The organism is Micromonospora sp. IBSANI012 (assembly GCF_052814045.1).
Map to the genome: position 1 here is coordinate 6,365,462 of NZ_CP199933.1, position 24,659 is coordinate 6,390,120.

Annotated in this window: 25 protein-coding genes, 1 tRNA gene and 1 other RNA gene; 12 read left to right on the forward strand and 15 right to left on the reverse strand. The window is 71.7% G+C overall.

Annotation, left to right across the window (positions count from 1 at the left end):
* Positions 1–12: 12 nt before the first annotated feature.
* Complete coding sequence (leuA, locus tag ACTWM8_RS29480; protein WP_446211778.1) at positions 13–1,764, forward strand: 2-isopropylmalate synthase; 1,752 nt, start codon at positions 13–15, stop codon at positions 1,762–1,764.
* 50 nt (positions 1,765–1,814) lie between these two features.
* Here the strand turns inward: leuA and ACTWM8_RS29485 are convergent, their stop codons facing one another.
* Positions 1,815–2,018, reverse strand: a complete 204-nt coding sequence (locus ACTWM8_RS29485) for a DUF1737 domain-containing protein (protein WP_446211779.1) — start codon at positions 2,016–2,018, stop codon at positions 1,815–1,817.
* A gap of 24 nt (positions 2,019–2,042) precedes the next feature.
* Positions 2,043–3,518, reverse strand: coding sequence for an MFS transporter (locus ACTWM8_RS29490; RefSeq protein ID WP_446211780.1), 1,476 nt, complete (start codon positions 3,516–3,518; stop codon positions 2,043–2,045).
* Between the two features lie 107 nt (positions 3,519–3,625).
* On the opposite strand from ACTWM8_RS29490, the gene ACTWM8_RS29495 reads away from it, so the two are divergent.
* Together ACTWM8_RS29495 and ACTWM8_RS29500 are read left to right on the forward strand one after the other, a co-directional pair.
* Positions 3,626–4,285 carry an HNH endonuclease family protein gene (locus tag ACTWM8_RS29495; protein ID WP_446211781.1) on the forward strand — a complete coding sequence of 220 codons (660 nt, stop codon included), beginning with the start codon at positions 3,626–3,628 and terminating at the stop codon, positions 4,283–4,285.
* Positions 4,267–4,692 carry a hypothetical protein gene (locus tag ACTWM8_RS29500; RefSeq protein WP_446211782.1) on the forward strand — a complete coding sequence of 142 codons (426 nt, stop codon included), beginning with the start codon at positions 4,267–4,269 and terminating at the stop codon, positions 4,690–4,692. Before ACTWM8_RS29495 ends, ACTWM8_RS29500 begins: the two co-directional genes overlap by 19 nt.
* A 51-nt stretch (positions 4,693–4,743) precedes the next feature.
* Here the strand turns inward: ACTWM8_RS29500 and ACTWM8_RS29505 are convergent, their stop codons facing one another.
* The 5 genes from ACTWM8_RS29505 to ACTWM8_RS29525 all read right to left on the reverse strand — a co-directional run bounded on the left by ACTWM8_RS29505 (position 4,744) and on the right by ACTWM8_RS29525 (position 10,740).
* Entirely contained in the window at positions 4,744–5,838 is a 1,095-nt protein-coding gene (locus ACTWM8_RS29505) for an ABC transporter ATP-binding protein (RefSeq protein WP_446211783.1), read from the reverse strand.
* A complete protein-coding gene (locus tag ACTWM8_RS29510) occupies positions 5,835–6,821 on the reverse strand; it encodes an ABC transporter ATP-binding protein (RefSeq protein WP_238450267.1) in 987 nt (328 codons plus the stop codon). Before ACTWM8_RS29510 ends, ACTWM8_RS29505 begins: the two co-directional genes overlap by 4 nt.
* A gap of 112 nt (positions 6,822–6,933) precedes the next feature.
* Positions 6,934–7,962: an ABC transporter permease gene (locus tag ACTWM8_RS29515; protein ID WP_238450268.1), complete on the reverse strand. Its 1,029-nt coding sequence runs from the start codon at positions 7,960–7,962 to the stop codon at positions 6,934–6,936.
* Entirely contained in the window at positions 7,959–8,966 is a 1,008-nt protein-coding gene (locus tag ACTWM8_RS29520) for an ABC transporter permease (protein WP_377605230.1), read from the reverse strand. The genes ACTWM8_RS29515 and ACTWM8_RS29520 overlap by 4 nt, the downstream gene beginning before the upstream one ends.
* 100 nt (positions 8,967–9,066) lie before the next feature.
* Positions 9,067–10,740, reverse strand: coding sequence for an ABC transporter substrate-binding protein (locus ACTWM8_RS29525; RefSeq protein WP_446211784.1), 1,674 nt, complete (start codon positions 10,738–10,740; stop codon positions 9,067–9,069).
* Between the two features lie 688 nt (positions 10,741–11,428).
* On the opposite strand from ACTWM8_RS29525, the gene ACTWM8_RS29530 reads away from it, so the two are divergent.
* Positions 11,429–12,025: a hypothetical protein gene (locus ACTWM8_RS29530; protein ID WP_446211785.1), complete on the forward strand. Its 597-nt coding sequence runs from the start codon at positions 11,429–11,431 to the stop codon at positions 12,023–12,025.
* Between the two features lie 257 nt (positions 12,026–12,282).
* On the opposite strand, the gene recR is transcribed toward ACTWM8_RS29530, so the two are convergent.
* The 4 genes from recR to ACTWM8_RS29550 all read right to left on the reverse strand — a co-directional run bounded on the left by recR (position 12,283) and on the right by ACTWM8_RS29550 (position 14,148).
* On the reverse strand, positions 12,283–12,876 hold the full coding sequence (recR, locus tag ACTWM8_RS29535) for a recombination mediator RecR (protein ID WP_179802253.1): 594 nt from the start codon (positions 12,874–12,876) through the stop codon (positions 12,283–12,285).
* An 8-nt stretch (positions 12,877–12,884) separates the two neighbouring features.
* Entirely contained in the window at positions 12,885–13,193 is a 309-nt protein-coding gene (locus ACTWM8_RS29540; protein WP_218896632.1) for a YbaB/EbfC family nucleoid-associated protein, read from the reverse strand.
* Between the two features lie 112 nt (positions 13,194–13,305).
* Positions 13,306–13,725 (reverse strand): RDD family protein, encoded by a 420-nt coding sequence (locus ACTWM8_RS29545; protein ID WP_446211786.1) that lies wholly within the window; start codon positions 13,723–13,725, stop codon positions 13,306–13,308.
* Between the two features lie 21 nt (positions 13,726–13,746).
* Complete coding sequence (locus tag ACTWM8_RS29550) at positions 13,747–14,148, reverse strand: DUF2752 domain-containing protein (protein ID WP_446211787.1); 402 nt, start codon at positions 14,146–14,148, stop codon at positions 13,747–13,749.
* Positions 14,149–14,355: 207 nt separating this feature from the next.
* On the opposite strand from ACTWM8_RS29550, the gene ACTWM8_RS29555 reads away from it, so the two are divergent.
* Positions 14,356–15,420, forward strand: a complete 1,065-nt coding sequence (locus tag ACTWM8_RS29555) for a DUF2332 domain-containing protein (protein WP_446211788.1) — start codon at positions 14,356–14,358, stop codon at positions 15,418–15,420.
* 223 nt (positions 15,421–15,643) lie between these two features.
* Here ACTWM8_RS29555 and ACTWM8_RS29560 read toward each other — a convergent pair whose 3' ends face one another.
* Both ACTWM8_RS29560 and ffs read right to left on the reverse strand, forming a co-directional pair.
* Positions 15,644–18,148, reverse strand: a complete 2,505-nt coding sequence (locus tag ACTWM8_RS29560) for a DNA polymerase III subunit gamma and tau (protein WP_446211789.1) — start codon at positions 18,146–18,148, stop codon at positions 15,644–15,646.
* A 107-nt stretch (positions 18,149–18,255) separates the two neighbouring features.
* Positions 18,256–18,345, reverse strand: an RNA gene (ffs, locus tag ACTWM8_RS29565) — signal recognition particle sRNA small type.
* Between the two features lie 82 nt (positions 18,346–18,427).
* Between ffs and ACTWM8_RS29570 the strand changes: the two genes are divergently transcribed.
* Positions 18,428–18,512: transfer RNA gene (locus ACTWM8_RS29570), tRNA-Ser, on the forward strand.
* Between the two features lie 65 nt (positions 18,513–18,577).
* Here the strand turns inward: ACTWM8_RS29570 and ACTWM8_RS29575 are convergent.
* Together ACTWM8_RS29575 and ACTWM8_RS29580 are read right to left on the reverse strand one after the other, a co-directional pair.
* Positions 18,578–18,826 carry a flavin reductase gene (locus ACTWM8_RS29575; RefSeq protein ID WP_446211790.1) on the reverse strand — a complete coding sequence of 83 codons (249 nt, stop codon included), beginning with the start codon at positions 18,824–18,826 and terminating at the stop codon, positions 18,578–18,580.
* On the reverse strand, positions 18,823–19,068 hold the full coding sequence (locus ACTWM8_RS29580; protein ID WP_154941285.1) for a hypothetical protein: 246 nt from the start codon (positions 19,066–19,068) through the stop codon (positions 18,823–18,825). Before ACTWM8_RS29580 ends, ACTWM8_RS29575 begins: the two co-directional genes overlap by 4 nt.
* 195 nt (positions 19,069–19,263) lie before the next feature.
* Here ACTWM8_RS29580 and ACTWM8_RS29585 point away from each other — a divergent pair, with 195 nt between their 5' ends.
* From ACTWM8_RS29585 to ACTWM8_RS29610, 6 genes are all read left to right on the forward strand, one after another.
* A complete protein-coding gene (locus ACTWM8_RS29585) occupies positions 19,264–20,031 on the forward strand; it encodes a helix-turn-helix domain-containing protein (protein WP_446211791.1) in 768 nt (255 codons plus the stop codon).
* Positions 20,022–20,213: a DUF397 domain-containing protein gene (locus tag ACTWM8_RS29590; protein ID WP_446211792.1), complete on the forward strand. Its 192-nt coding sequence runs from the start codon at positions 20,022–20,024 to the stop codon at positions 20,211–20,213. Before ACTWM8_RS29585 ends, ACTWM8_RS29590 begins: the two co-directional genes overlap by 10 nt.
* An 84-nt stretch (positions 20,214–20,297) precedes the next feature.
* Positions 20,298–20,489, forward strand: coding sequence for a DUF397 domain-containing protein (locus ACTWM8_RS29595; RefSeq protein WP_446211793.1), 192 nt, complete (start codon positions 20,298–20,300; stop codon positions 20,487–20,489).
* Positions 20,490–20,641: 152 nt separating this feature from the next.
* Positions 20,642–21,256 carry a hypothetical protein gene (locus ACTWM8_RS29600; protein ID WP_446211794.1) on the forward strand — a complete coding sequence of 205 codons (615 nt, stop codon included), beginning with the start codon at positions 20,642–20,644 and terminating at the stop codon, positions 21,254–21,256.
* A 32-nt stretch (positions 21,257–21,288) separates the two neighbouring features.
* Positions 21,289–21,783, forward strand: coding sequence for a hypothetical protein (locus tag ACTWM8_RS29605; protein WP_446214713.1), 495 nt, complete (start codon positions 21,289–21,291; stop codon positions 21,781–21,783).
* 106 nt (positions 21,784–21,889) lie between these two features.
* The gene (locus ACTWM8_RS29610; RefSeq protein WP_446211795.1) at positions 21,890–24,421 is read left to right on the forward strand and encodes a hypothetical protein; all 2,532 of its coding nucleotides are present in this window, start codon (positions 21,890–21,892) and stop codon (positions 24,419–24,421) included.
* Positions 24,422–24,659: the final 238 nt, after the last annotated feature.

Consider the following 24,659-nt stretch of genomic DNA (forward strand, 5'->3'; position numbering starts at 1 on the left):
GAGCACTCCGCCATGGCTCAACCCGCCACTGACGCCGAGACCGATCCGATCGCCCGGCAGCGCCCCAGCCGGATGCCGTTCCACCGCTACCAGCCGTACCAGCAGCAGTTCCGGATCGACCTGCCGGACCGCGCCTGGCCGACCCGGCACGTCGACGTCGCGCCCCGCTGGTGCGCGGTCGACCTGCGCGACGGCAACCAGGCCCTGATCGACCCGATGTCCCCGGAGCGCAAGCGCCGGATGTTCCAGCTGCTGGTGCAGATGGGCTACAAGGAGATCGAGGTCGGCTTCCCCTCGGCCAGCCAGACCGACTTCGACTTCGTCCGGCAGCTGATCGAGCAGGATCTGATCCCGGAGGACGTCACCATCCAGGTGCTCACCCAGTGCCGGGAGCACCTGATCGAACGGACCTTCGAGTCGCTGCGCGGCGCGCGCCGGGCGATCGTGCACTTCTACAACTCCACCTCGACGCTCCAGCGCCGGGTGGTCTTCGGGCTGGACCGCGACGGCATCACCGACATCGCCACCCAGGGCGCGCGGCTGTGCCAGAAGTACGCCGAGATCCACACCCCGGACACGGAGATCCACTACGAGTACTCGCCGGAGTCGTACACGGGCACCGAGCTGGAGTACGCGCTGGAGGTCTGCGCGAAGGTCATCGAAGTGGTCGACCCGACCCCCGACCGCAAGCTGATCGTCAACCTGCCGGCCACCGTCGAGATGGCCATGCCGAACGTGTACGCCGACTCGATCGAGTGGATGCACCGGCACCTGCCCCGGCGGGACAGCCTGGTGCTGAGCCTGCACCCGCACAACGACCGGGGCACCGGGGTGGCCGCCGCCGAGCTGGGCCTGCTGGCCGGCGCCGACCGGATCGAGGGCTGCCTGTTCGGCAACGGGGAGCGCACCGGCAACGTCGACCTGGTGACGCTGGGCCTCAACCTGTTCTCCCAGGGCATCGACCCGATGATCGACTTCTCGAACATCGACGAGGTCAAGCGGGCCGTCGAGTACTGCAACCAGCTGCCGGTGCACGAGCGACACCCGTACGCGGGCGACCTGGTCTACACCGCCTTCTCCGGCTCGCACCAGGACGCGATCAACAAGGGCTTCGACGCGCTGGCCGCCGACGCGGCCGCCGCCGGGGTGCCGGTCGACCAGCACCAGTGGGCGGTGCCGTACCTGCCGATCGACCCGAAGGACCTGGGCCGTACCTACGAGGCGGTCATCCGGGTCAACTCGCAGTCCGGCAAGGGCGGCGTCGCGTACATCATGAAGACCGAGCACCAGCTCGACCTGCCGCGCCGGCTCCAGATCGAGTTCTCCGGCGTGGTCCAGCACGTCACCGACCACGACGGCGGCGAGGTCGACCCGGGCACCATGTGGGAGATCTTCGCCCGGCACTACCTGCTCGACCACCAGAGCGACCCGGCCGTCACGCTGTCCGGCTACACGATCGGCACCGTCGACGGCAAGGTCGAGATCGAGGCCGAGGTGGAACTCGGCGGGGAGCGCCGCGCGCTCGCCGCGGTCGGCAACGGCCCGATCGACGCGTACGTCAACGCGCTCCAGTCGGTCGGCGTGGCGGTACGCGTGCTCGACTACCACGAGCACGCGCTCTCCTCCGGTGGTGACGCGCAGGCCGCCGCATACGTCGAGTGCGACGTCGACGGGCGGACGGTCTGGGGCGTCGGGATGGACGCCAACATCGTCACCGCCTCGGTGAAGGCGGTCACCAGCGCGGTCAACCGCGCCCGCGACTGAGGCGCCACGGCAGGGTCCGGCTCCGGCCGGGCCCTGCCGCACGCGCCCGGTCAGACCGGGGTGACCCCGGCCGACCAGCCGGCACCGAGCACCACCGCCTGGGCGACGACGACCCGCTCGCCGTCGAAGGTGATCGCCGGGGAGCCGTGCAGCCGGTAGCCGTCGGCCAGCGCCTCGCTGACCCGGCGGCAGAAGTCGGCGTCGTCCGGCCCGGTCAGCAGCCGGTAGCGCAGCCGGTCGTCATGATCGTCCACCCGCCGACCGTAGCAACCGACCCGTCACCGCTCGGGCGGGGTCGACGCGGGCAGCGACGGGCAGGGCTGGGACGGCGGGGCCTGCCGGGGCGGCCGGTGCACGAGCAGACCGGCCGTGACCGCGCCGGCCAGCAGCAGCCCGGCGCACCAGGCCAGCGCCCCCCGGTACGCGTGGGTCAGCTCGGCCCGCTGCTCGTACCCGCTGCCGGAGAGGCCGACCAGCAGCGGCAGCGCGGCCACCGCGAGCAGGCCGCCCACCCGGGACGCGGCGTTGTTGAAGCCGCTCGCCACCCCGGCGAACCGGTCCGCGACGGCGGCCAGCACCGACGCGGTCAACGGCGCCACCACCAGGGTCAGCCCCAGCCCGAAGAGGAGCACGCCGGGCAGCACGTCCACCCAGTACGACGCGCCCGGGCCGACCCGGCGCAGCAGCAGCAGGCCCGCGGCGGCGATCACCGGGCCGACGGTCAGCGGCAGCCGGGGGCCGATCCGCGCCGACAGGGCGCCGGCCCGGGCCGAACCGACCAGCAGCAGCACGGTCATCGGGACGGTGGCCAGCCCGGTGCGGACCGCCGACCAACCGACGACGTTCTGGAGATAGACGGCGAAGAAGAAGGTGAAGCCGCCGAGCGCCGCGTAGACCACCACGGTGAACAGGTTGAGCGCCGAGAAGAGGCGGCTGGTGAACAGCCCGATGGGCAGCATCGCCGCCTCCCCCCGGCGTCGCTCCACCAGCACGAAGGCCACCCCGCCGAGGACGCCGACCAGCGCGGCCAGCAGCACCGGCATCGAGCGCAGGCCCCGCGCCGGGGCGTCGATCAGGGCGTACGTGACGCCGGCCAGGCCGAGTGCGCCGAGCAGCGCCCCGGTCACGTCGAACCGCTTCCCCCCGCTGCGCGAGGCGTTTTCGTCGCGGCTCTCCGGCACCCAGCGCAGCGCGGCCAGGATCACCGCGACCGCCAGCGGGAGGTTGATGAAGAAGATCCACCGCCAGGAGAGCGCGTCGATCAGCCAGCCACCGATGAAGGGGCCGAGCGCGGTGGTCACGCCGGCCAGCCCGGACCAGGCGCCGATGGCCCGGCCCCGGTCGTCGGGGTGGAAGCTCGACTGGAGCACGGAGAGCGAGCCGGGGGTGAGCAGCGCCCCGCCGGCGCCCTGGAGGAACCGGGCGACGACCAGCCAGCCGGTGTCCTGGGCCAGGCCGCAGAGGACGGAGGCGACGGCGAACCAGACCACCCCGAGCAGCAAGATGCGCCGCCGGCCGAAGCGGTCGCCCAACGCCCCGCCGAGCAGCACGAACGCGGCCAGGGTCAGCAGGTAGCCGTTGATCGTCCATTGCAGACCAGCGACGGTCGCCTCGAGTTCGGCGCCGAGCCGGGGCAGTGCCACGTTGACCACTGTGCTGTCCAGGAAGACCATTCCGGAGGCGAGGATCGCCGCTGTCAGCGTGCCCCGACCCGCGCCGCTGCGGAGCCGGAGCGCGTGGGCGGGTGCGGTCATGGGTACCAATCTGCCCGCGCCGCGTGGGAGATTCCACGAAACGCCGAAACCGTGCCCGGGTACTGTGCGGGATCGCCGGGAGCCCGCAAGCTGGAGAGGTGTCGTCTGTGCGTACCAGATCAGGAGCCCGTGGGACGGTGGCCGTCGCGCTCGCCGCGGTGCTCGCCCTCGGCGTGGGCGGTTGCGAGGTCTCGCTCGACGAGCCGGAGGCGCCGCCGAGCAGCGCCGGCAACGTCGGTGAACAGCTGGCCGAGCTGACCGTCGCGAAGGCGGGCTCGATGCGGGGCTACAGCCGCGAGCGGTTCCCGCACTGGCGGGACACCGGCACCAACTGCGACGTCCGGGACAGCGTGCTCAAGCGCGACGGGGAGGACATCCGCCTCTCCGGCTGCAACGTGGTCGCCGGCCACTGGGAGAGCGTCTACGACGGGCGCACCTTCACCGATCCCTCCGACGTGGACGTCGACCACATGGTGCCGCTGGCCAATGCGTGGCGCTCGGGGGCGAACGAGTGGGACGACGCCAAGCGCGGGGACTTCGCCAACGATCTGACCCGACCGCAGCTCATCGCGGTTTCCGCGACCTCGAACCGGGCAAAGGGTGACCAGGACCCGTCGCAGTGGAAACCGGCGAACCGGTCGTACTGGTGCAAGTACGCGGAGGGCTGGGTGACGGTCAAGCATCACTGGCGGCTGACGGTGACCAGCGCCGAGAAGGCCGCCCTCAGCGACATGTTGGAGGGTTGCACATGGGCGAACAAGCCGTGACCGGCGCGGGGGCGACTCCCGCGCCGGAGCAGATACCGGACGCTGGCGGCACCGGCACGACGGCCGCGACCGCCGGGATGACCGCGGACGGCCACCCGGCGGCGCCCGCCGCCGTGCCGGGGGCCGGGATGAGCGCCGACGCCCGGCCGGACGCATCACCCCGGGAGCTGACCGCCGACCTGGTGGCCGGGCCCGGCGGGGTGATGACCGACGAGGCCGGCGTGGTGACCGGCGAGCTGACCCTGAAGACCCGGTACACCGACGGGCAGGTCACCCTCTCCGTGCAGTACAAGGACGCCGACGAGTGGTACGCGGTGACCGGCGGGAAGGCCGCGCTGGCCGACCCGGCCGGGCTGGACGCCGTCCACGCCGTCGCGGTCGCCCTGCTCAACCGCCCGGAGGGCTGAGACACGCCGAGGCCCCCGACCCCGCGCGGGGTTGGGGGCCTCGGCACGTGCTCACGGCGTCGGGATCAGCTCACCGGTGTCCGGCGCCCCACCGTCGTCCGGCCGGACCAGCTCCGGCTCCACCTCGTGCGGACGGATCCGGCCGGCCGCGATCTCCTCGGCGTAGTGGCAGGCGACCTTGTGCCCGCCGACCACCTCGCGCAGCGCCGGCCGTTCGTCGGCGCAGCGGGTCGGCTGCGCCCACGGGCACCGGGTGTGGAAGCGGCATCCGGACGGCGGGTTGGTCGGCGAGGGCAGGTCGCCGGCGAGCAGGATCCGCTCCCGGCGGTCCTCCACCAGCGGGTCCGGCACCGGCACCGCCGACATCAGCGCCCTGGTGTACGGGTGCATCGGCTCCCGGTAGAGGTCGTCGCTGGACGCCTCCTCCACCAGGCCACCCAGGTACATCACGCCCACCGTGTCGGCGATGTGCCGGACCACCGCCAGGTCGTGCGCGATGATCAGGTACGTCAGGCCGCGCTCGTTCTGGAGGTCCTCCAGCAGGTTGAGCACCTGCGCCTGGATGGACACGTCGAGCGCCGACACCGGCTCGTCGGCGACGATCAGCTCCGGGTTGAGCACCAGCGCCCGGGCGATGCCGATGCGCTGACGCTGGCCGCCGGAGAACTCGTGCGGGTACTTGCTCAGCGCCGACGCGGGCAGGCCGACCGCCTCCAGGGTGTCCCGCAGCCGCCGGTTCGTCTCCGCCTTGTCGTTGGCGAGGCCGTGCGCCTTGAGCCCCTCGACCAGCAGCGACTCCACCGACTGCCGGGGGTCCAGGCTGGACAGCGGGTCCTGGAAGATCATCTGCATCCGGCGGCGGGCCAGGCGCATCTTCTCGCCCTTGAGCTGCCGGACGTCGGTGCCGTCGAAGAGGATCTCGCCGTCGGTCGGCTCGACCAGCCGCAGCAGGCCCCGGCCCAGCGTCGACTTGCCGCAGCCCGACTCGCCGACCAGCCCGTACGTCTCACCCGCCCGGATGGCGAGCGAGACGCCGTCGACGGCGTAGACGTACCCGATGGTGCGGTCGAAGAGCAGGCCGCTCTTGATCGGGAAGTGGACCTTGAGGTCGCGCAGTTCGACCAGTGGTCCGGTCCGCTCGGTCACGGGACCGCCACCTCCTCGGAAACGGGGTTGTTGCAGCGAAGGTCGCCGCCGGTGGCGGTGGGCTCCAGCGGGGGCGGGCCCTCCAGGCAGGCGTCCACGACGTTGTCGCAGCGGGGCGCGAAGGCGCACCCCTCGGCCCACGGGATGTTGTCGGCCACCGAGCCGCGGATGGCGTGCAGCCGCTCGCCGCGCGGCGAGTCGAGCCGGGGCACCGAGCTGAGCAGCCCGTGGGTGTACGGGTGCCGGGCCCGGGCGAACAGCTCGTGCCGGGCCGCCCGCTCGACCACCTTGCCGCCGTAGAGCACGTTGACCGTGTCGCAGAGGCCGGCCACCACACCGAGATCGTGCGTGATCATGATGAGCGCGGTGCCGGTCTCGTCGACCAACTGCTTGAGCAGGGTGAGGATCTGCGCCTGGATGGTCACGTCCAGGGCGGTGGTCGGCTCGTCCGCGATCAGCAGCCGCGGCTTGCAGGCCAGCGCGATGGCGATCAGCGCGCGCTGCCGCATGCCGCCGGAGATCTGGTGCGGGTACTCCTTCAGCCGCCGGTCCGGGTCCGGGATGCCGACCGCGTCGAGCAGTTCCCGGGCCTCCCGCAGCGCCTTCTTGCGGTCCATCCCCTGGTGCCGCTCCAGCACCTCGGCCACCTGCACGCCGATCGGGATCACCGGGTTCAGCGAGGAGAGCGGGTCCTGGAAGATCATGCCGATGTCCCGGCCACGCCGGTCCCGCATGTCGTCCGGGCGGAGCGTGAGCAGGTCGGCGCCGTCGAAGAGCACCTCGCCGCTGACCTTGTTGCCCCGCTTGGGCAGCAGGCCCATGATCGCGAGGCTGGTGACGCTCTTGCCGCAGCCGGACTCGCCGACCAGGCCGACGGTCTGGCCCGGCTCCACGCTGAAGCTCACCTTGTCCACGGCGGTGAACGGCCGCTCGCCCCGCCGCTGGAACACCACGCTCAGGTCGCGTACGTCGAGCAGGCTCATCGGGTCACTTCCTCACTGCACTTGTCCTTCGCCCGCGACTGCGGGGCTCGCAAGGTCACTCCTCGCGCCCGCCGGCGGCTGACGCCGTCCGTGCTGGTTGGCCGCACCGCCCTCACCGCCGGTTCTTCGGGTCGATGGCGTCGCGCATCGCCTCGCCCAGCAGGGTGAAGCCGAGCGCGACCACGATGATCGCGAGCGCCGGGTAATAGGCCAGCTCGGGGCGGGCCTCGAAGTAGTGGACGCCGTCCACGCCGAGCATCAGGCCCCACTCGGCGCGGTTGATGTCCGGGTCGCCGAGACCCAGGAAGGAGAGCGCCGCCGCGTCCAGGATCGCCACCGCGAAGGTGAGCGTGGCCTGCACGATCACCGCGGTCAGCGAGTTGGGCAGCATGTGCCGCAGCACGATGTTGCGCTCCTTGACACCGAGCGCCCGCGCGGCGAGCACGTGGTCGCTCTCCCGCTGGGCGAGCATCGAGCCGCGCAGCAACCGGGCGAAGATCGGCACGCTGACGATGGCCACCGCGAAGATGACCGTCCACTGGCTGGACTTGCTGGCCATGGCGACCAGGGTGATCGCCAGCAGCAGGCTGGGCAGCGCCAGCATCACGTCGGTGAGTCGCATCAGGACGACGTCGACCCAGCCACCGAAGGCGCCCGCGATCGCGCCGAGCAGCACGCCGAGGGAGAGACCGATCAGGGTGGCGAGCACGCCGACGAAGAGGGTCTGTCGGCTGCCGTAGATGAGCCGGGAGAGGAAGTCGCGACCCAGCGGGTCGGAGCCGAGCGGGTGCCCGGCGGTGGCCCCCGGGATGTTCTCCACGGTCAGGTTCTTGGTGAGCGCGTCGAACTCCTGCGCCGGGTCGTGCGGCGCGATCAGCGGCGCGAAGACCGCCACGAGGATGAACAGCCCGACGATGACGGCGCCGACGATGGCGACCGGGTTGCGCCGGAGCCGCCGCAGCGCGTCGCGGAAGAGGCTGACGCCGCCGTTGTCGGCGGTGGCCCGGGCCAGCTCGTCCAGCCGCGCCTTCTTCCGGTCGCCGAGCAGGCCGATGTTCCGCTCGCTCACGCCGCCCGTGCGCTCGTCACCGGTACGGGGCGCCGGCGCCGTGGCGCCGGCCTGGGTGGTCGGATCGGTCATCGGACACGCACCCTCGGGTCGATGAAGGCGTAGGAGAGGTCGACCAGGAGGTTGACCACCACGAAGACCAGGGCGGCCAGCAGGATGATCGCCTGGAGCACCGGGTAGTCCCGGCCGCCGGTGATCGAGTCGACGATCAGCGTGCCGAGTCCACCCCAGTTGTAGACCTTCTCGGTGAGCACCGCGCCGGAGAGCAGCGCGCCGGTCTGCAGGCCGATGGTGGTGACCACCGGCAGCAGGGCGTTGCGCAGGATGTGCCGGCCCCGGATGGTGCGGTGCCGCAGGCCCTTGGCCTCGGCGGTGCGCACGTAGTCCTCGTTGAGCACGTCGAGCACGCTGGCCCGGGTGATCCGGACGATCACCGCCAGCGGGATGGTGGCCAGCGTGACCGCCGGCAGGATCAGGTGCCAGAGCGCGTCGGCGCTGGCGTCGAACTCCCGGGTCAGCAGCCCGTCGAGGACGTAGAACCCGGTGACGTTCGTGTTGTCCAGCCCGGTGGTGACCCGCCCGGACGGCGGGAACCAGTGGATGTTCTGGGTGAACACGTCCTTGAGCAGGTAGCCCAGGAAGAAGATCGGGATCGAGATACCGACCAGGGTGCCGGCGATCGTCAGGTTGTCGAGGGAGCGACCGCGCCAGCGGGCAGCGAGGTAGCCGAGCGGGATGCCCAGGCCCACCGCGATGATCATCGCGGCGAGAGCCAGCTCGATGGTGGCGGGGAAGGCGCGCCCGATCACCTCGCTGACCGGGTCACCGGTCCGGATCGAGTTGCCGAAGTCGCCGGTGAGGACTCGCTGCATGAACTTGCCGTACTGCACCAGGATCGGCTGGTCGTAGCCGAGCGCCTTGATCAGCAGGGCGCGGCGCTCGGGGGTCGCCCGCTCGCCGAGCAGCGCCTCGACCGGGCCGCCGGGCAGGTTCCGCAGCCAGATGAAGATCAGCGCCGACAGCGCTATCAGCGTCACCACCAACTGCAGCAGGCGGCGGACTATGACTCGCAACATCTCTCACACACCAGACTCTCGATGTTCGCGGAATCGGCCCGGGCCGGGATGGAGCCCCGGACCCGGGCCGATACGCGCCTACGGCGTCAGCCGACGTACGTCACTTGGTGACGCTGACCGTGTTGAACCGCTCGTCGGTCAGCGGGCTGGCGACCAGACCCTTGACGTCCTTGGTGACGACGATGGCCGGCGGGGCGTGCCAGACCGGCACGGCCGGCAGCCACTTGCTGGCGATGTCCCGGTTGACCTGCTCCCAGGCCGCCTTCTTGGCCGCCTCGTCGACGGTGCCGTCGGCCTTGGCGATGGCGTCGAACATCTCGGTCATCGACTGGTCGCCGAACTCGACCTTGCCGCGGCCGAAGAACGTGCCGACGAAGTTGCCCGGGTCGTTGTAGTCACCGGTCCAGCCCAGGATGTGCAGGTCCTGCTTGCCGAACTGCTGCACGTCGTCCTTGAAGCCACCGTTCCACGGACGCGGCACGCCGTTGACCTTGATGCCCACGGCCTGCAGGTCGTTGGCGAGGATCGTGAAGATCTCCTGGGGGTTCGGCATGTACGGCCGGGAGACGTCCGGCGGGTAGTAGAAGTTGAGGGTCAGACCCTCGGCGCCGGCCTCCTTGAGCAGCTGCTTGGCCTTCTCCGGGTTGTACTCGTACTTCTGCACGTCCGGGGCGTAGCCGAGCACGGTGTCCGGCATGAACTCGTCGGCGACCTTCGAGCCACCCGGGCCCTTGGTCTGCACGAGCTGCTGACGGTTGAGGGCGTAGGCGATCGCCTGGCGCACCCGCAGGTCCTTCAGCTTCGGGTTCTTCTGGTTGATGCCCAGGTAGAGGATGTTGAACGCCGGCCGGGCGACGACCTGGAAGCCCTCACCCTCGAGCGCCTTGCGGTCGGCCGGGGCCGGGAAGTCGATGCCCTGGACGGTGCCCGCGCGCAGCTCCTGCTTGCGGGTGTTCTCGTCCTTGATGATCTTGATGATCAGCTTGTCGACCTTGGCCTTCTCCCCGAAGTAGTCCGGGTTCCGGTTCAGGGTGACCTCGTTCTTGGCCTTGTCCCAGCCGCCGAACGTGAACGGACCGGTGCCGACCGGGCCGCTGGTGGCGAACGAGCTGTACTCGAACGAGTCGCCGTTCTGCTTGACCGTGTCGGCGTCGCCCTTCTTCAGGGCCTCCGGGCTGGCGATCGAGAGCGCGGTCAGCGCGAAGGCGCCGGGGAACGCACCCTTGTACTGGTTGAGGGTGATGACGGCGGTGCCGTCGTCCTTGGCCTCGCACTTGTTGTAGACCGGCTTGCCGGCGTCGGGGCTCTCGTTCTTCGCAAAGCCGCCGAAGACGTCCATGTAGTAGATCATCTGCGACTGGGCGGCGGCGCCCTTCATGTTGTACCAGCGGTCGAAGTTGAAGCAGACCGCCGAAGCGTTGAAGGCGGTGCCGTCGTGGAACTTCACGCCCTGGCGCAGCTTGAAGGTCCAGACCTTGCCCTCGGGGTCGTGCTCCCAGCTCTCCGCCAGGCCACCCTGAAGCTCCGCCGTGCCCGGCTTGTGCTGAATGAGGGTGTCGTACATCTGCCGGATCGGCCGGAACGACTCACCGTCGTCGTTGAAAATCGGGTCGAAGTTCTTGGGGTCACCGGCACCCGCGAAGATGAAGGTGCCGCCCGTCTTGGCCTCGCCGCTGTCGCCGCTGCGGTCGCTTTCCGCACAGCCGGCCGCGCCGACCGCCAGGGCTGCAACGGCCGCGAGGGTCACGGCCGTTCTAAGCCTTCTCGCCTGCATCTCTCACCTCTGTCATCCGCGTGACCACGCCGGTTTCATGGCCGGTCCGTGAGCGGGAGGCTATGACAAGGACTCACCGAAGCGGAACGGCCGTTAGGCAATCGCTATCAAGCCGACACCAAGCGGCCGCGTCTGACAGCCTCGGATCCGTCGACAAACGGACCTGTCACACCCTGCACCCCGCCCCGGACCGATCGCGCACCGCCGGCCAGAGGCCACCAAAGCACCGCAAACCACCCTCCGGACCACCGCCCGGCCCCGCCGGCTTCTTTTCGAGTACGCGGACACCCGCCCCACCTGCCGTCAGGCGGACGGATCGGGCCCGCCACCGGGGCGGGACGGTCCGGCGCGATGTCCGGTTCGTGCCCGGATCGGGCGCGCAGTCCCGTGACCGGCGGCACCCGCACGCCGGAGTGGTGGCCGGCCCGGGCTCGTTACACCACCTGGACGATCGCAGCAGCACCCGCTGGCCTGGCCCGAACGCGTGGCCGGCCCGGGATGCGGGCCCCCGGAATGATGGCGGGCCGCCGGTCGTTACACCTGGACCCGGCGCCCCCCCGCTCGTGAAGCCTGCCGGGCAGAGACTTTTTCCCTTGATCTTTGAGCGCCTGCTCGTGGTGCTTACGCCGCCTGTCACGTCGATCCCCCGGTCGACCGGCGGCGTCAACCCCCTGAAGGAGCTTCCCCCATGAACACCACCATTCTGCGTAAGAGCGTGCTGGGTATCGCTGGTCTGGCCTTCGCCGGTGGCGTCTTCGCCGGCCCGGTCACCGAGGCCCACGCCGCCCCCGCAGTCGACGCCAAGTCGGTTGCGGTGGTGCAGGCCGACAAGCCGGGCGTGGACAAGGGCAAGCTGATCCCGCACGGCGTGCAGGGCAAGCAGTCCCGCATCGACCTGGACAGCGAGCAGACGAAGAACGTCAAGGCGATCATCGCCGCCACGAAGAAGTCGGGCATGGACGAGCGGGCCGCCGTGGTGGCCATCGCCACGTCGCTGCAGGAGTCGAAGCTGGAGAACCTGGGTCACCTGGGTGAGCGCAACGACTACGACTCGCAGGGCCTGTTCCAGCAGCGCCCGTCCTCGGGTTGGGGCACGGTCGAGCAGATCACCGACCCGGAGTACTCCACGATGGCGTTCCTGAAGGGTCTGAAGCAGGTCGACGGGTGGAAGGACATGCCGCTGACCGAGGCCGCGCAGACCGTGCAGGTCTCGGCCTACCCGGACCACTACGCCCAGTGGGAGCAGCAGGCCGCCGACCTGGTCGCCAAGCACTGGAACAGCTGACCCACCTGAACGATCAACGCTGGCCGGCACCCCGAGCGGGGTGCCGGCCAGCGGCGTTTCCGCCCGGGAACCAACCCCCGTCCGACCGAATCCGTAGGAACGGCAACTGCCCAAGATCGCCCCGGGCCAGGGGGATGCCGCCGGGGGCAGGGTCCCGGGCGCGCTCTGATGGTGCGCCGGCGCCCCAGGGAACGCCGACGGGTCCACGCCTGTTCGCGTGGACCCGTCGGATACGACTCGGCCGTCCGTACGACGGCTCAGACCGCGCGGCGGCCCTCGAAGGCGCGGCCGAGGGTGATCTCGTCGGCGTACTCCAGGTCACCGCCGACCGGCAGGCCGCTGGCCAGCCGGGTGACCGAGATGCCCATCGGCTTGACCATCAGCGCCAGGTACGTCGCCGTCGCCTCGCCCTCGGTGTTCGGGTCGGTGGCCAGGATCAGCTCCCGGACCGTCCCGCCGCTGAGCCGGGTCATCAGCTCGCGGATGCGCAGGTTGTCCGGCCCGATGCCCTCCAGCGGGTTGATCGCCCCGCCGAGCACGTGGTAGCGGCCCCGGAACTCACCGGTCCGCTCGATCGCCACCACGTCCTTGGGCTCCTCGACCACGCAGAGCACCTCGTCGGTGCGGCGCGGGTCGCGGCAGATCCGGCACTGGTCGGACTCGGCCACGTTGTAGCAGGTGGTGCAGAACCGGACCAGCTCCTTGACCTTGCGCAACGCGCCGGCCAACCGGTTGACGTCGGCAGGATCCGCCGACAGGACGTGGAACGCGATCCGCTGGGCACTCTTCGGGCCGACGCCCGGCAGCCGCCCCAGCTCGTCGATCAGGTCCTGGATGGCACCTTCGTACATCAGCCGGCTCAGAAACCGGGCAGGCCGAGGCCGCCCATGCCGCCGGCGACCGGACCCATCTTCTTCTCGGTCAGCTCCTTGGCCGCCTCGGCGGCGTTGTGCAGGGCCGCGACGACCAGGTCCTCCAGGGTCTCCACGTCCTCCGGGTCGACCGCCTTCGGGTCGATCTTGATGCTCTTGATCTCACCGGCGCCGCTCACGGTCGCGGTGACCAGGCCGCCACCGGCGGTGCCGGTCAGCTCGGCCTCGGCCAGCTCGGCCTGCGCCTTGGCGATCTGCTGCTGCATCTTCTGCGCCTGCTTCAGCATCTGCTGCATGTTCGGCTGTCCACCCGGACGCACGGCGACTCCTGGGTCGAAGTAACGGTCAGTTCCAGCCTAGTGTGACCGGCCGCGGAGGGTTCCGCCGCCCACGACCGGCCCCCGCACCTCAGCCCTTCACGACCACGGTCTTGACGATCTTGTCGGCGAAGGTCTGCCGCTTGGTGTCCCAGAGCGGGAAGAGCCATCCGATGTAGCAGGTGAGGGTGTCGGCGACGTGGGCCAGGTCCCGGAGGAAGGCCTTGCCCATACCGATCGGCTGTCCGGTGCTCTCCCTCAGGAGCGAGACACCCAGGGCCTTCTTCCCCCAGCTCCGGCCGGTCTTTCCGCCCAGGTACCACCGGTTGTAGCCCACCAGCAGCACGCCCGGCAGGAAGAAGAGAACGAAGAGGGCCTGGTTGCCGGAAGTCGCGCCCGTGGTGGGATCGACCGTCGGTTCGAAGATCCGGGCGAGCAGGAAGAAGGGCGAGGCGATCAACCCGTCGATCAGGTAGGCGCCGGCCCGGGTGGGCCAGTTGGCGTAGTTCACGGTTACTCCTGTAGGGGTGGCTCAGCCAATGCCGAGCCGGTTGAGCTGACAGGCCCAGTTCGCGAGTGCGAGCAGGCCGAGACCCCACCCGAGATGCCGTCGAGCGCGCTGCGACCACGGCACAGGTGGCGGCAGCGCACCGATCGCCCGCAGCCCGAGCAGCGGTCCGACGACCAGGGCCAGGGCGGCCAGCGCGAGGACCGCCGGGTTGGCGGCGACGGAACCGGCGACGTCGCCGCGGACCAGTGCCACGGAGGCCGTGGTGAGTCCGCAGGCGGGGCAGGGCACACCGGTGAGCCAACGCAGCGGACACGGCAGTGCCACGCCGGTCGCCGAGACCGTGGCCGGCCAGGCCGCCGCCGCCGCACCTACGCCGAGACCGAACACGCCGAGGCGCTCCGGAACGGAGAGGTACCGAGGCACGTCGACCTGCCTGATCTTGGGTGGGGCCGCCGATGCTAGAGCACGATCAACTGCGCTGACCGGCCGGGACGTCGACGTCGCCGATTGGTGCCTCAGCGTCCGGATTCGTGCTCCGCCCAACCGCTGTGAGCGGCCTCGCCCTGCCCGGTGCTTCCTTTGACCCGGCATGCCGGCGGACGATCACGGGAGCGATCGGAAGGAGTCCGGATGTCCCGGGAACAGGCCGCCGCCGTCATGGAACAACAGGCGCACGCGTGCCGGAACATGGACGCCGCCCTCTACGCCGACCTGCTCGTCCGCGCCGCTGCGGACGCCCGGGCCGGTGGCGTGTGCGCCGAGGCCATCGCCGATTGGGTGGACGCGCCGGCCGCCGCCGCGGTGCCGCTGCGGCTGCTCGGCGGGGTGCACGCGCTGGTACTCACCGGCCGGGCACCGGAGCTGGCCCAGTTCTACCCGAGCGCCGGCGGGGCGTACGCGCCGGACGACGCGGAGACCTGCTGGGCCGCGTTCCAGGAGGTCGTCGCGGCCGAGCACGGCGCACTGCGCGGCTGGCTGCGGCGCCCGCCGCAAACCAACGAGGTCGGCCGGGCAAACCTGCTGCTCGCCGGCCTGCTGTACGCGGTCGACCAGGTGGGCGGGCTGCCGGTACGCCTGGTCGAGCTCGGCGCGAGCGCCGGGCTGAACCTGCGCACCGACCGGTTCCGGGTGGAGGCGCCGGACTTCGCCTGGGGGCCCGCCGACTCTCCGGTACGGCTGCCGGACGCCTGGCGGGACAGGGTGCCCGGCTGGCTGCGTGCCGGGGCGGAGGCGTACCCGGAGCTGACCGTGGTGGAGCGGCTCGGCTGCGACGTCACCCCGCTCGACCCGACCAGCGACGACGGGGGCCTCGCGCTGCGGGCGTACGTCTGGCCGGAGCACACCGCCCGGGCCGCCCGGCTGGCCGGGGCGCTGGAACTGGCCCGGCGGCTACCCGTCCAGATCACGCCGGTCGGCGCGGCGGACTTCCTGGCGCAGCTCGACCCGCAGCCTGGCACGCTCACCGTGGTGTGGCACTCGGTCATGCGGCAGTACGTGCCGTCCGCGGAGTGGGCTCGGGTGACCGCCGAACTGGACCGGCTGGCGGCGACCGGCATGCCCTTCGCGCACCTGCTGTTCGAGCCGTACCCGGTGAACGGCCGGCACCACTTCCAACTGAGGGCCCGGGTCGGCACCGGCCCGGAGCGGCTGCTCGCCGAGGCGCACCCGCACGGCCTGCCCGCCTGGGCCGAGTGACCCGTGTGACGCTGGGGTCTGGAGTGGCGGAGGGGCACGGCCCCGACCGCAGATTCTCCATGGCGTGAGGTGTGGACCGGACGGGCCTGGGCTGGCAGCCGTGGGCCCGTCCGGTGCTGGCGAGGACCGGTGATCGGCCCGGGAGCGTGCCGGTGGCGCTACCGAGCCAGGCTGGCTCCCATCGCCGCTGTCATCCGGGTGGCATGATCGACAGGACTTGGCCCTAGCGGGCGTCCACCTCGTCGATCTTCTCGGCGCCGAGCGCCTCGCGGAGCAGCCGTACCGCCTGCTCCTCGTTGGACTCCCGGGCCGTTTTCTCGTCGATCACGTCGTCCAGCGGCTCGTCGCCGGGGTCGAACCCCTCGTAGACCGGGGTCGCCGCCGGCGGCGACCCCGGTCGCCCGCCGCCGGACGGGACCGGCCCGTCGTAGTCGGGGTCGTACGGCGGTTCGCCCGCCCAGTCGCTGTCCGCGGTCGGCCGGGCCGGCTGGGCGGTACGGGGCGCGCGGCCGGCGGCGGCGGCGCGGGCGGCCGCGATGGCGCTGCTCACCGGCGCGCCGGTGCCAGCCGGGGCGGCCGGCTGCCGGGGCGTGGCCGGGGTGGCGGCTGCCGGGGCGGCTCCGGAGGCCGGAGCGCCCGCCGGGAGGCCCGGCCGGGTGGGCGGGCCCGCCGGACCGGTCGCCGCAGCCGGAGCGCTCACCGGGGCGCCGCCCAGCCGCGCCGGTTCGGGCCAGTCGTCGCCCACGTCGCCGGTGTCGTCCGGGCCGGATGCGGCCCTGCCGGGCCGGGCCGGCTCGGGCCAGTCGTCCTCGTGCTCGGCAGCCGGGGCGGGCCCGCCGCTTCCTCCGGTACGGCCCGACGCCGGGCCACCGCCCGGGCGGGTCGAACCCGCCGGACCACCCGTGGTCGCGCCCTGACCGCCGTTCAACGCCGGACCGCCCGTCGTCGCGGCCAGACCGCCGGTCGCCGGACCAGCCGGAGGCGCAGCGGGCGGCGCGGGCCGGGCGGGGGCGGCTGTCGCGGCCCGGGGCGGCCCGGAGAGCGAGACGCCGCCCCGCTCGCCCGCCACCTCGCAGCGGATCTGCCAGCGCCCGCCCAACTCCTCGTAGAGCGCGTCGGTGAGCACCTGCGCGTGGTCGGACATCATCTTGGCCAGCACCGACGACTTCACGGTCAGCACCAGGGTGTCGCCGTCCAGGTCCCGGACAACGGCATCGCGCATCAGGGCGGCGATCCGCTTGTTGGTCCGGTTGACCTTGCCGACCACGTCCGGCCAGACCCGGCGTACCGCGACGGCGTCCAGCGCGGCCGGCGAGCCGCTGCCCGGCCGGGGTGGTGCGGGGGTCGCCGGGTCGGGCATCACCGCCTCCGGCGGCACCCGCCGGGGCGCGGCCGACGGGGTGACCGGGGCCGGCGACACGGGGCTCGCCGCCGGAGCGGGGACGTCCTGCGGCTCCACGGCGGGGGCGGGCGCGCTCGGGGCGGCGGGGGCGGGCTCGGGGCGTACCTGGGAAGCGGGGGCGACCGGCGCGGGGCCGGCGGCGGCCGGCGGCAGCTCGGCGGCACCCAGGGTGAGCCGCCGTTCCATCCGCTCCAGGCGCTGGAGCAGGCCGCCGGTGGAGTCGTCCGCGCCGGGCAGCATCATCCGGGCGCAGATCAGCTCGAGCAGCAGCCGGGGCGCGGTGGTGCCGCGCATGTCGACCAGGCCGTTGTGCACGATGTCGGCGCAGCGGGACAGGGTGCCCGGGCCGAGCCGCTGGGCCTGGGCCGTCATCCGCTCGATCTGGTCGGCCGGGCCGTCGATAAGGCCCTTGGCGGCGGCGTCCGGCACCTGCTGGAGGACGATCAGGTCGCGCAGCCGTTCCAGCAGGTCCGAGGCGAACCGGCGCAGATCGTGCCCGGCCTCGGCGACCCGGTCGACGGTGGCGTACGCGGCGGCGCCGTCCCCGGCGGCGAGCGCGTCGCACATCTCGTCGATCAGCGCCGAGTCGGTCACGCCGAGCAGCGCGGCGGCCCGAGCGTAGCCGACCCCCTCCGGGCCGGCGCCCGCGATGAGCTGGTCGAGCACGGAGAGGCTGTCCCGCATGCTGCCCCCACCGGCGCGCACCACCAGCGGGAAGACCGCCGGCTCGACGGTCACCCCCTCCGCCTCGGTGAGCTGCTCCAGGTACGGCCGGAGCACCTTCGGCGGGAACAGCCGGAACGGGTAGTGGTGGGTCCGCGACTTGATCGTGCCGAGGACCTTCTCCGGCTCGGTGGTGGCGAAGATGAACTTGACGTACTCCGGCGGCTCCTCGACCAGCTTCAGCAGGGCGTTGAAGCCGGCCGACGAGACCATGTGCGCCTCGTCGATGATATAGATCTTGAAGCGGCTGCCGGCCGGGGCGAAGAAGGCCTTCTCGCGCAGCTCCCGGGCGTCGTCGACGCCGCCGTGACTGGCCGCGTCAATCTCGATGACGTCGATCGAACCGCCGCCGTCGGGGGCCAGCGAGCGGCAGGACCCGCACGTCCCGCACGGCTCGGGGGTGGGGCCCTGCTCACAGTTGAGCGAGCGGGCCAGGATCCGGGCGCTGGAGGTCTTGCCGCAGCCGCGCGGGCCGGAGAAGAGGTAGGCGTGGTTGAGCCGGCCGCTGCGCAGCGCCTGTGACAGCGGCTCGGTGACCTGCTCCTGGCCGATCATCTCGGCGAAGGTACGCGGCCGGTACTTGCGGTAGAGCGCCAGCGTCACGCGTACCGCCTCCTCTCGACCGAGCCATTCTGCGCCGGTCAGGCGCGGGTGACCACCCACCACCCCGTGACCCGACCCGCAGGTACGGTACCGGCGCCCGGAGACAAAAAGGCCTCCCGTGCACCCGGCAGAGCTCGCTTATCCTTGCTGCCTTCCGGCCCTGGGGAGGTTCACGAGGTACCGCCGCACGGGAGGTGACACCCAGCCTACCCGACTCCGGGTGGATCATCAGGGGGTGGTGGGGTGGCCGGCCCGCCGGGGACCTGTATTCTGGCTCGCGGAGGATTCGCCTAGAGGCCTAGGGCGCACGCTTGGAAAGCGTGTTGGGTTAACACCCTCACGAGTTCGAATCTCGTATCCTCCGCTCGACAGAGCGACACGAAGGGCCGGCCCCCGCATGGGCCGGCCCTTCGTCGTAAGCAAGAAAGGTCACCCGCGGGCGCGGGCCCAGGAGACGAACCGGTCAATCAGGGCCGCCGGAGACGTGTCGTGGTCGGAACCGGCCAATTCTTCCGCGGCCTCGGCCTGGAGGGTCGCCAGATAGACGGTGAGCGCGGCCCGGTCGTGGCGGTACTCGGCGAGCAGCCGCAGCTTCGCCGCCGAGCAGGGCCAGGCGATCCCGCACGCCTGGCAGCGCCAGGTGGGTCGGGTGGGGACGTGCTCCCGGCGGCGGCTCACCGCGACGGCACCTCGACGGCGACGGCCCGATCGACCCGGACGAAGGCGAAGCGCTGGCGGATGCGGAGCGTGCCGTCCGGGTTCACCTCGTGGCCGCGCAGCTCGGCCCAGAGCGCCCCCTCGAACCGGCCGACGCTCAGCACCTCGGTGATCCACAGGGTCAGCGGGCCCTTCCCGAAGCGGTACGCGTCGGCCGGGACGCGGATCGTGGCGCCGACGGTGACGCGGGACCTGGGCGGCATGGGCGGGCCTCCTTCGCGGTGGAGAGGGCCGCCCCGCCTCCCCGTCGAGGCGGCCCCTGACTGACGCCGGCCGCCGGGCTGGATCACCTCCACCGGCCGCGCCGTCCTGTGCGACCACCCTTCCGCGCGTCACCGGACAGGTACACCGCGTAGCTATATGGTCGGCGGATATTCGAGACATCCGATGGAGGGGCCGTGAACGACGCGCTACGGGCGGCGTTGAGCGACACCGGGCACACCACCGAATCCCTCGCCGAACGCGTCGGCGTCGACCCGAAGACGGTCGCACGCTGGCTGACCGAGGGCCGCATCCCGCACCCTCGGCACCGCTTCACGGCGGCCGAAGCCCTCGGCCGGGACGTAGCGGACATATGGCCGGACACATCGAGACGTCGTGACCCGATCTGGTTCCGCCCCTGGCAGGAGGTCGAGCGTGAGGCGATGTCGCTGCGGTCGTATGAATCGGTCGTGCTGCCCGGCCTCCTTCAGACCGAGGAGTACGCCCGTGCGGTGCTCGCGGGCGCCGGCCAGCTTCCCCGGGGCGACGTGGAACGGCATCTGGCGGCCCGGCTCGCCCGGCAGGGCATCCTCCGGCGGGACGACCCGCCGCAGTTCACGGCCGTCGTCGACGAGGCGGTCCTCCGCCGGCCGGTCGGGGGCCGGGCGATCATGCACGAGCAACTGCGGGCCCTGGTCACGGCGTGCGCCGAGCCGCACATCCGGGTGCACGTCGTGCCGTCCACGGTGGGCGCCTACGCGGGTCTCAACGGGCCCTTCGTGATCGCCACCAGCCACGACCACCGGATCGCCGGCTACCTCGACAACCAACTCCAGGGACAAGTGGTTAGCGACCCGGAGGACATCGCGGCGATGATGGCAGCGTGGGAGAACGTGCGCGGCGAGGCCTTGTCCCACTGGCAATCAGTCGATCTCATCACGGAAGTGGCGGAGACATGGAGCTGAACGGCGCGCGGTGGCGCAAGAGCAGCCGCAGCAGCGGCAATGGCGGCAACTGCATAGAGGTCGCCGACAACCTGGCCGGCATCGTCGGCGTACGCGACTCGAAGGACCCGACCGGGCCGGCGCTGGCCTTCGCGCCGGCGGCCTGGCGGGCGTTCGTCGTCCGGGTCGCCGAGCGGGCCTGAGCCGAGCCTCAGCGGAGAGTGCCCGAAGGGGTCAGGCGCTGTTCCGCTGCAGTCTGTCGACCTCATCGCGGAAAGGGCGGAGACATGGACCTGATCGGCGCGCGGTGGCGCAAGAGCAGTCGCAGCAGTGGCAACGGGGGCGACTGTGTCGAGGTCGCCGACAACCTGCCCGGCATCATCGGCGTACGCGACTCGAAGGACCCCACCGGGCCGACGCTCGTCTTCGCGCCGGCGGCCTGGCGCGCATTCGTCGCCCGGGTCGCCGAGCGGGCCTGACCCGAGCCGGAGCGGGAGCGCCCCGGACGGGGCTCCGGCCAGCACGGGGCGGATGGCCGACGATCCGGCAGGTACCGTCCGGTGATCTGCGGCGGCACCGGATCCCTCGTACACATGTTCCATCCACAGGCTGTGGATGCCGGAGGGCTCGGATGAGTTACCAGCTCAGCGCGGTGGTCGCGGACGTCGAGTTGCTCCGCGAACAGACCGCCGAGCTGGACCACGCCGTCCTCGCCGCGCTCCGCCAGGACTTCGCGCTGCTGCCGGTGACCCCGCAGCTCGTGCAGGAGTTGACCGGCGCGCTGCCCGACTTCGCCACCGACGAGCCGAGCGCGGAGCAGCCGTTCCAGTTGCTCCTCTCGCCGGCGTTGACCGAGCTGCTGGCCGGCTGGTCACGGCGGGGGCCGGTGGCGTACCTGGAGGCGGAGTTCGCCGGGGGCCTCGGCTACCAGTCGGCGGTCATGTGGCTGGGCGGCGAGGTGAGCTGGGGCCCGCGGGTCGACCGGCTCCTCGACGGGCCGCGTGCCGAGTGGCCGATCAACGCGGCGCTGGCCCGGTTGGGCGCCGAACCCGGCCCGTGGATCGACCCCTTCGCCGAGCTGGGTCTGCACCTGGAGCGGCACACCGACGGCTGGCTGGCTCACGGACGGCGCGGCCTGTCCGCCGACTACTGGGACGAGCTGGCCGAGGAGTGGGAATACCGGCAATCCGGCGAGGAGCAGCAACCTGAGCGGCCCCGTTCCGTTGGGGACTGGGGGATTCCATGAAATTGCGACAATTCGTGTTCATTGCCACGCTGCTGACGGCTGCCTCGATCTCGGGGAGCGGGGTCCGTCCACAGGGGCCGGACGTGCCGGCCCGCCCGGTCGGCGACACCGAGGTGGTCCACCTGAGCGGACTGGACGAGATCGAGTTCGGCGACACCGAGCAGGAGCTGACCCGCCGTGGCGTGCTGCGCGCCGAGGTCGACGCCTGCGGCCCGACGCTGGCCGGGCACGGGGCGGCCAGCCCGATCTTCGTGGACGACCGGCTGGTGCTGCTCTGGCTGGACGACCCGATGAGCACGCCGGAGGGGATCACCGTCGGCACGCCGGTCGACGAGGTGCTGATCAGCTATCCGGAGGCGATCCGGCTCGACGCTCCACAGCAGACGTACCGGTTCGATGGGCTGCTGGCCCGCGACGGCGACCGGGCGTACCTCTTCCTGCACGACGGCACCTCGGTCCGGGAGATCATCGCCGGGTACGCGGACTGGGCCCGCCGGCTCTTCGACGAGGGCTACGGCCCCTGCTGAGCGGGCCCCGACCCGGCCCTCCGGACACTTTGTGATTGTCGGAGATCGGTGACCGTGGAATCATCTCCTCGCCCGCCCACTGGCGGGAATCACGGGGGGAGTTGATGTGAAAACCACCTTGCCCGCCCATCGAAGGATCCGGGTCCGGACCAAGCTCTCGCCGCTCGCGCTGGTCGGGGCGGCCACCATGATCATGTCGGGCGTTCTCGTGGCACCCGGCGCCGCCGGCGCGGCACCCCGGCCGGCACCGGCCGCCGCCGCTGAGTCAGCCACACCGGCCGGGTCCACCACGCGCACGCCGCCGCCGACCGACCGGACGACCGCCGGGGTGACGACAGGCCCGAGCCGCACCCGGTCGGCCACCATCACCCCGCCGGTGAAACCGCCGCGCACCAAGCCCCCCGCCTGCGGTGGGAAGCTGACCTACGGCAAGGTCGCGACCTGCGCCGCCATCACCGGAGCGCAGCAGAACGCCTGGACCTTCACCACGACCGTCGACTCCGACACCCTGTACGCCCGCCTGAACGCGGTTTCGGGCACGGGTGTCGGCGCCCGGGTCACCGACCGCAACGGGCAGGTCCTCTGCTACATCGGTCCCTACCTCAACGAGTGTCGGCTCGGTCTCGCCGGCTCGTACACCCTCACCGTGTCGACCACCTACGGCACCGGCGAGGGGGCGTACACCCTCTCCGTGGAGTCGATGCGCACGCCGTCGGAGTGTGACAACCTGCCGGAGGCCTTCTTCTCGTTCGCCTCGGCAGGCGTGAGCGGCACCCTCCCGGCCGGCCTGGCTGCCCGCTGTTTCACGTTCCACCAGCCCACCGGCAGCCGGCTGCACCTGGTGGATCCGAGCAGTGCCGGCGACGTGCAGGGAACCATCCTCGACAGCGGGTACGAGCCGATGGGGTGCCCGATCCGGTACACCACCGAATGCACCTTGACCGGACCCGGACCGTACCGGCTCTTCCTCCAGGAGACGTACGGCAACGAGGCGGCGTACACCCTCAAGATGCCGCGCCTCTCCCAGGCGGTCGGCTGCCCGACGGTGCCGATCGCCCCGTTCGGCGATCCCGGCGCCGCGGTCGGCCGGGGCTCGGTCGTCGAGCGGGACGAGGTCGCCTGCCACTCGCTGACCTCCAGCACCCCCGGCGCGGTCGTGGTCCGCTTCAACCGGTACCAGGACCAGTACCTGTCCTGGCGAGTGTACGACGCCGCCGGCCGGCGAATCTGCGACGAGTACTCGTCCGCCCGGCACTGCGCCCTGCCCACCGCCGGGACGTACACCCTGCTGGTGCAGAACCAGAACGACTTCGGCACCGTCGTCGACTACCAGGTTGCCGTGACCGCGCTGCACCGTACCGACGGGTGCGCGGTGGCGACCGGCACCAGCTGGGACGGATCCGCCCTGGTCCTGCACCAGACCTCGCCGGTACAGACCAACTGCCAGCCGTTCCAGGCCGAGGCCGGTGACCGGATCCTGACGTACACCGCCCCGGATCGGTACAACGATGCGGTGGCATGGCTGGTCGACGCCGACGGCACGGAGCTCTGCACCGAATGGTCGGAGCAGGATGGCTGCGTGCTGCCCACCACCGGGACGTACCGGGTCGTCTCGTACCTGGCCAACTGGTCCGACGACAGCACCGACCTGACGTACCGGATGCAGGTCAGGCGGCTCTCCGACGCAGTCGGCTGCCCCACCGTGACGCTTGGCGCCTATGGCTCGGCGCCCACCGGCGGTCTCGGCGGAATCCGTTGCCGCACCCTGGATGCTCCGACAGCCGGAACGTACCGGCTGCGCGCGGTCGACGATGACAACTACGAGCGCTACGGACGGGTGTACGACCACGCAGGGCTGCGGGTCTGCGACACCGGCTGGTGCGAGCTTCCCGCCGCCGGCAGGTACACCCTGGTGCTGGGCGACCCGGGACCGAACCTGGTGCTCGACAACGACGTCCGGCATGCCGTCGTCCTGCTGCCGTGGACGCCGTCGAACTGCACGCCCGTGTCGGACGCCGGTTGGCGGGACGCGCCGCACCGGGGCGGCTTCCCGGTCTCCGGACAGGTCGACTGCCTCCAGCTGCCCAGCCCGGCCGGCTCCCGGATCGTCCAGTCGCAGCCCGGCGAGACCAGCTTCGACGCGAGCCCGGAAATCACCGTCGTGGACGCCACCGGCGCGTACCTGTGCGACTATTCGTCACTGCGCCAGTACACCTGTCAACTGACCGGCGAGGCACCGTTCTACGCGGTGCTGACCGGCCCGGAGGGCAGCCCCGTCAGCGAGTACGCAATGGCCTTCAGCCGGGTCGACGGTCCACCGGCCTGTCCGGTACTGCCGCGTGACGGCGCGGGGGCCACGGCCACCACCGGCGCGGACCGCTTCGTCGCCTGCTGGTCGGTCCCCGCGGACCAGCACGCCGCCCGGGAGACCTTCACCTGGACCCGGACCTCGGGCACCGGGGATGCCCGCCTGTCGATCATCGACACTCAGGGGATCCGGTACTGCGGTCCGACCGGGTACGCCGTCGAGCGGACGATCACCTGCACTCTCCCGGCGGGTCCGGTCACGGTGCTGCTGGAGTCGGACGCGGTCGACGCCACATACCGGTTGACCCACCGGGACGCCGCCGCGCCGTAAGCGACGGCGGGCCGGCCCTCTCTCCGGTCGTGCCTGCCCCGCCCGGTCTGAAGAACGGAAACGCCCGGCCGGTCCATCAGGACCGACCGGGCGTTCTCGCACTGACCTGACGACCCGATGAGTATTCCGCCGGCCGGTAAGGCGGATTGTCGAAGATCACCTTCCGTGGAACCATCTCTTCGCCCGCGCGTTGCCGCGCGGCATTTCATGGGGGAGTTGATGTGAGAACAACCCTGTC